Here is a 4,050-nt window from a genome sequence, read left to right on the forward strand (position 1 = left end):
ATGTTTATCACCAAAAGAATTGATGAAGTTAAGCAGGAAATCAATCAGCTTGAAAACAATCTTGGCTTTTTCCAATATGTAGACGACAATAACCCGATGGTAAAAGAAGTTCACAAAAACATTCAGCGTCACAAAGACGAACTTGAACTTTGGAAAGCCAAACTGAAAAAGCTCAAAGAGGTGATGTAAACCGGGTTTCAGTTGTTTCACAACTTATAAAATGAACTGTATCCTATGTAATTCCATTCTTGAAAAACCCATTCACATTGAAAAAGACCACCGCTTTTTTGATTGTAAAAATTGCGGTTCAATTGTAAGGAGCAGAGAAACTTTTCCTGATTTCGATTCAGAAAAAGTGCGTTATGAAACCCATAACAATGATGTTAACGATATACGTTATCAAAAATTTGTTTCTCCCATCACCAACGCTGTTCAGGTTAGTTTTCAACCTCATAATAGCATAGGACTCGATTTTGGTGCCGGAACCGGGCCGGTGATTACTAAAGTTTTAAATGATAAGAGTTATAAACTCAATTTGTATGACCCCTTCTTTCATCCCGATAAATCGATGCTCAACCAAGACTATGACTACATTGTTTGTTGCGAAGTCATAGAACATTTTCACAAGCCTTTTGAAGAGTTTCAGCTGCTAAAGTCACTTCTAAAACCCGGTGGGAAACTTTATTGCATGACCGATATTTTTAGTGAAAACTTAGATTTTGGTAACTGGTATTACAAAAACGACCCAACCCACGTGATTTTTTACACCGAAAAATCATTGCGGTGGATTCAAAAGGAGTTTGAATTCAGCAAACTTGAAATCGATCATCGCTTGATTGTTTTAAGTCTTTAAATTATTCCGCAATAAGTTTATCCAGAATTTCACGGGTTTTTGCGCTGTTCCAGTTAGCCACTCCGGTTTTGTTGATTACAATTTCTCCACTTTTATTTATGACATAAGTTGTGGGAAGTGCTCTTGAGTTTAACAGAATAGGTGCATCATCCAGTGGTTGATATACCGGTAAATTATAGCTGTGCCTTTCCATAAAAGCATTGATCACTAGCTCAGTTTCACTTGTAATAAAATAAAAATCCATCTTTTCACCATAGTCATCATATAAATTCTGCAAAGAGGGCATTTCTGCTATACAAGGCGGACACCAGGTTGCCCAAAGGTTGATAAGTATCACACGATTTTCAGACTCTTGGAGATTGACCCCCAAACCATTGACTTCTTTTAATCGCCAGGAAAAGTCAGCCAGTGTTTCCCGCTTTTCAACATTTATGGTAGATGGACTAAAAGCAATAATTCGCTGTAAAAACACTTGAATGGGCGCTCTGGTTTGAGGAATGATTAAAAGCAAAATAAAGATTCCGAAAAGGATGTTTGAGAAATGCTTTTTGAGAAATTTCATTCTTTTTTGAAAATTAGAATGCAAAGATAGTTTGACTTAATGCCCGGAGAAAGAAATTGTAAGATTCTTAACAGATTACTCTTTCGAATTGAATAACTGAAACAGCACCTCATCTTTAAATTCACCTCCATAAAAATTCCAATCCCTTTTAATACCGGATTTCTTGAACCCGGCCTTTTCAAAAAGTTTCAAGCTCTTATTGTTATCGGAAGAAATGTTGGCATATACCTGATGCACATTTAAATTAGAAAAAGCATAATGACAAACCAGTTGAATGGCTTCCAAAGCATAGCCTTTTCGGCGTTGATCAGCATCTTCAATGATGATGCTTAAACCTACCCTTTTATTTTTTGGATCGAAATCAAAAAAATCTATCAGGCCGATTACTTTGGCATCTAAATCAGTAATCACAAGTCGCAGTTGCTTTACATCATAAATATCCCTGAATGAATTTTCGAGGTATTGTTTTAAAACGAATTTTGAAAGTGGTGTTTGAGTGTGTCCATATTCCCAGAATTCGGTGTTGTTTTCCAGCCGGTAAAGAAAATCCAGGTCAGTCGGCTCAAGTGCCCTAAGTTTTATTTTTTCTCCCTGAATCATATCCATTCCCCTTTAAAAACCATTACTGCGGGACCAATTAAATAAATATTTTTATACCCTGAATCTGAAACTTCAAAAGTGACTTTCAGCTCACCACCGGGTGTTTTTAAAATCACTTTATCTGAAGTTGTTTTACCTGTTTTGTGCATTGCTATGGCAACAGCTGTAACTCCAGTTCCACAAGAAAGCGTTTCTGCTTCTACTCCTCTTTCATAAGTGCGAACTGAAAAAGTGTCATTATTTAATTGCTCTACAAAATTGATGTTGGCACCTTCTTTTCCGTATTTATCAAAGCGGAGTTTTGCGCCTTCGGTTTGAATATCCAGTTGGTCAAGTTGATTGCAAATTTCTACATGATGTGGTGAACCTGTATTTAAAAATGAATACTCATTTTCAGTTATAATTGAATCTACATCATTCATTTTTAGAGAAACAATTCCTTCATTTATGGTAGCCTCGTGTATGCCATCAATAGCTTCAAATGATGTCTTTTGATTGATGATTCCCAGAAGTTTTGCAAAATGCACCAGACATCTTCCGCCATTGCCGCACATGCTGCTTTGATTTCCGTCAGCATTGAAGTAAACCATCTTAAAATCGAGGTTGGGATGGTTTTCCAGAAGGATTAATCCGTCTGCTCCTATGCCAAATTTACGGTCGCAAAGTGCCTGAATGCGTTTGGTATCATTTTTGGGAAAAGTTAATTGCCGATTGTCAATAATGATGAAATCGTTACCTGTTCCTTGATATTTATAAAAGTCAAATTGCACCTTGCAAAGGTAATGAAAGAGGCTTGTTAAATGCCCGTTAAAAGCATTTTAATTGCCGTGACAATCCAATAATTTTACGAAAAATTATGTTTAAACACTTAAATTTTAGACCTATGAAGAAATATGTAAGCTTATTTATTATTGCACTTTTTTCGGGAGTCATCACCTTGGGTGGATACAAAATGTTTGTTGAAAAAGAAACCGTTTCGGGTGTTACACCGAGTGAAATCACCAGTTTTATTCCCACAAATTATTCAATCCCCAATTTTGTTGAAGGCACAAACATCGATTTTACATTTGCTGCCGAAAAAACAGTAAATGCTGTAGTACACATTAAAAACCGAACGGTGACCACCGGTCCCACCAATATATTTGAATACCTCTACGGAAGAGGTCAACAACGTGAGATAGTTGGGTCAGGAAGTGGAGTCATCATCAGCCCTGATGGCTATATAGTAACCAACAACCACGTGATTGACAATGCATCTCAAATCGAGGTTGTACTCAACAATAACATTTCTTATGATGCTGAATTGGTGGGCACTGATCCAAGAACAGACATTGCACTTTTAAAAATCAATACCGAAAATGATTTGCCTTATGTGCCATTCGCAGATTCAAATTCAATAAAAGTTGGTGAATGGGTGCTTGCTGTGGGAAATCCGTTTAATTTGACTTCTACGGTAACCGCGGGTATCATAAGTGCAAAAGCTAGAAATTTAGGTGATTTTGATGGCAACCCGCAATCTTTCATACAAACTGATGCTGCCGTAAACCGAGGAAACAGTGGCGGTGCATTGGTAAATGTAAACGGCGAACTGGTTGGCATCAATACTGCTATTACCTCACAAACAGGTTCATTTATCGGCTATTCGTTTGCAGTGCCCTCCAATGTTACCCGAAAAGTCATTGAAGACATCCTTGAATATGGCAATGTTCAGAGAGCCATTTTGGGAATTCAGGTGTTGAACCCGGCTTCAAACGAGGCTAAAGAATTGGGAGCGGGTAATTTGCAAGGTGTTTATATTTCTGATATTGAAAAAGGTAGCGGAGCTGATCTGGGCGGATTGCGAAAAGGAGATGTCATAAAAAAACTGGACAACATCAGCATAAGCAGATTTTCAGATTTATCAGGCTATCTCACAACCAAAAGGCCCAATGAAGTGGTACAGGTGAGCATCGAAAGAAATGGTAGAGAGCTTGTTGTGCCGGTGAAATTAGTTAAACTTGAAACCTATTCTATTGAAAATTTAGGTCTTGAAGTA

Annotated in this window: 6 protein-coding genes; 3 read left to right on the plus strand and 3 right to left on the minus strand. The window is 37.3% G+C overall.

Translation table 11 applies throughout. From position 1 onward, the window contains the following. Together AC6F75_RS12495 and AC6F75_RS12500 are read left to right on the plus strand one after the other, a co-directional pair. The coding region (locus AC6F75_RS12495; protein ID WP_500715386.1) for a hypothetical protein at nucleotides 1–189 on the plus strand (189 nt) is incomplete at its 5' end. A gap of 31 nt (nucleotides 190–220) precedes the next feature. Next, complete coding sequence (locus AC6F75_RS12500; RefSeq protein ID WP_500715388.1) at nucleotides 221–853, plus strand: methyltransferase domain-containing protein; 633 nt, start codon at nucleotides 221–223, stop codon at nucleotides 851–853. A 1-nt stretch (nucleotide 854) separates the two neighbouring features. Here the strand turns inward: AC6F75_RS12500 and AC6F75_RS12505 are convergent, their stop codons facing one another. The 3 genes from AC6F75_RS12505 to dapF all read right to left on the minus strand — a co-directional run bounded on the left by AC6F75_RS12505 (nucleotide 855) and on the right by dapF (nucleotide 2,785). Further along, nucleotides 855–1,415, minus strand: coding sequence for a redoxin family protein (locus tag AC6F75_RS12505; protein ID WP_500715390.1), 561 nt, complete (start codon nucleotides 1,413–1,415; stop codon nucleotides 855–857). Between the two features lie 75 nt (nucleotides 1,416–1,490). Beyond that, nucleotides 1,491–2,015, minus strand: coding sequence for a GNAT family N-acetyltransferase (locus tag AC6F75_RS12510; RefSeq protein WP_500715391.1), 525 nt, complete (start codon nucleotides 2,013–2,015; stop codon nucleotides 1,491–1,493). Further along, the gene (dapF, locus tag AC6F75_RS12515; protein ID WP_500715393.1) at nucleotides 2,012–2,785 is read right to left on the minus strand and encodes a diaminopimelate epimerase; all 774 of its coding nucleotides are present in this window, start codon (nucleotides 2,783–2,785) and stop codon (nucleotides 2,012–2,014) included. Before dapF ends, AC6F75_RS12510 begins: the two co-directional genes overlap by 4 nt. A 113-nt stretch (nucleotides 2,786–2,898) precedes the next feature. Between dapF and AC6F75_RS12520 the strand changes: the two genes are divergently transcribed. After that, nucleotides 2,899–4,050 (plus strand): trypsin-like peptidase domain-containing protein (locus AC6F75_RS12520; protein WP_500715395.1); only part of this gene is annotated, 1,152 nt, incomplete at its 3' end.

It is taken from the genome of Planktosalinus sp., assembly GCF_059864935.1.